The organism is Nocardia sp. NPDC004582, from assembly GCF_053602115.1.
The window spans coordinates 1-1,698 of record NZ_JBSGCY010000292.1 but is presented as its reverse complement, the minus strand read 5'-3'; the positions used below and the strand labels follow the sequence as shown (position 1 = coordinate 1,698).

Here is a 1,698-nt window from a genome sequence, read left to right as displayed (position 1 = left end):
GTCCGCGTCGCCCGGGTACCGGCCCAGCTCCGCCAGCCGGCCCGCCAGCCGCTCCCGCAGCCACTCCGGCGGCGCGCTCCCCTGGACGTTCACCGCGAAATCCACCATGCCCGGGCGCGCGTCCACGTCTCCGTGATGCCGCAGCCTGGCATGGTCGAAATCCTGGAACTCGGTGTCGTCCGGCACAGCCGTCCACCCTACGTGGCCGCCGTCCGTGCCTACCGGCCAGAATGGCTGTCGTGGGCGAGCTGCATGTGACGTTTATCTGCACCGGCAATATCTGCCGGTCCCCGATGGCCGAGAAGATCTTCGCCGCGCATCTCGAGCGCGCGGGACTGGCGGATCGGGTGCGGGTGAGCAGCGCCGGCACCGGCAGCTGGCATGTCGGGGACGAAGCCGACCACCGGACCAATCGGGAGCTGATCGCGCACGGGTATCCGACCGGGCACAGCGCCGCGGTGATCGGGGCCGACCATCGCGACGCCGACCTGGTGGTGGCGCTCGACACCGGGCACGAGCGGGACCTGGCCCGGATGGGGGTGCCGTCGGATCGGCGGCGGCTGCTGCGCAGTTTCGACCCGGAGGCGGACGGCCGTTCGGTGCCGGACCCGTACTACGGCGACCAGTCCGATTTCGCGCTGGTGCGCGAGCAGATCGAGGCGGCCGTGCCGGGGATGCTGGACTGGGTGCGCGAGCAGCTCGGCGAGGACGGCCGGGCCGGAGGCCGGGACGCATGAGTTCCTTACTGCGTCGCCTCACCTTCCTGCTGCGCCCGAGCTGGCTGATCCTGGCCGTGGTGGTGGCCGGTTTCGCCTACCTGTGCTTCACCGTGCTCGCGCCCTGGCAGCTGGGCAAGAACACCCGCACCTCCGAACGCAACGACCGCATCGCGGCCTCGGTGCACGCGGACCCGGTGGACATCACCGGTCTGCTGTCGGGCGACGGCAAGAACACCGAATGGCGGCGCGTCACCGCCACCGGCAGCTACGTCCCGGAGTCGACGGTGCTGGTGCGCTTGCGCCACCTCGACGGGCAGCCCGCCTACACCGTGCTGGCCGCGTTCCGGCTCGACGACGGCCGCACCCTGTTGGTCGACCGCGGCCAGATCGCGGCCGCGCAGGGCGGCACCCGCCCGCCCGCCATCGCCGACCCGCCCACCGGGCCGCAGCATCTCGAGGCCCGCATCCGCGCCTCCGAGGGCGTCATCGAGAAGAAGCCGCCGACCATCGAAGACGGCTTCCGGCAGGTCTATACGACCGACACCCAGCAGGAAGCGACCGTTCTCGGCCTGCCGCTGACCCCCATCCCGACCGACGGCCTCGGCGGGTATCTGCAACTCGACGCGGGCCAGCCCGGAGCGTTCACCCCCGACGAGCTCCCCCAGCTCGACGCGGGCCCGTACCTGTCCTACGGCCTGCAATGGCTGGCCTTCGGTGTCATGGCGCCGCTGGGTCTCGGTTACTTCGTCTGGGCCGAGATCCGCGCCCGCCGCCGTGAGAAGGCCGATGCCGCCGCCCAACCCGCCACCCCGGCCGAACGGGTCACCGAGGTGACCGCGACCACAGACGACACCGCCGCATCGCCCACCCCCGCACCGGCGGCCAAACCCAACGATCCGGCCCCGGCCAAACGGGTCACCGAGGTGACCGCTGAAGGGCAAGCGGGTCGGCATCGCGCACGGCTCCTGGCAGACCACGC

2 protein-coding genes and 1 pseudogene are annotated in these 1,698 nt (G+C 72.0%); 2 read left to right on the top strand and 1 reads right to left on the bottom strand.

Features of this window, described 5'->3' with window-relative positions:
* Positions 1-186: pseudogene (locus tag ACWELJ_RS34105) on the bottom strand (Rv2231c family pyridoxal phosphate-dependent protein CobC); the annotation flags it as partial.
* Positions 187-230: 44 nt separating this feature from the next.
* Here ACWELJ_RS34105 and ACWELJ_RS34100 point away from each other — a divergent pair.
* Together ACWELJ_RS34100 and ACWELJ_RS34095 are read left to right on the top strand one after the other, a co-directional pair.
* Positions 231-737 carry a low molecular weight protein-tyrosine-phosphatase gene (locus ACWELJ_RS34100; protein ID WP_452370173.1) on the top strand — a complete coding sequence of 169 codons (507 nt, stop codon included), beginning with the start codon at positions 231-233 and terminating at the stop codon, positions 735-737.
* Positions 738-745: 8 nt separating this feature from the next.
* Positions 746-1,698, top strand: a 953-nt coding sequence (locus tag ACWELJ_RS34095) for an SURF1 family cytochrome oxidase biogenesis protein (RefSeq protein WP_452370174.1), incomplete at its 3' end; no start/stop codon positions are given.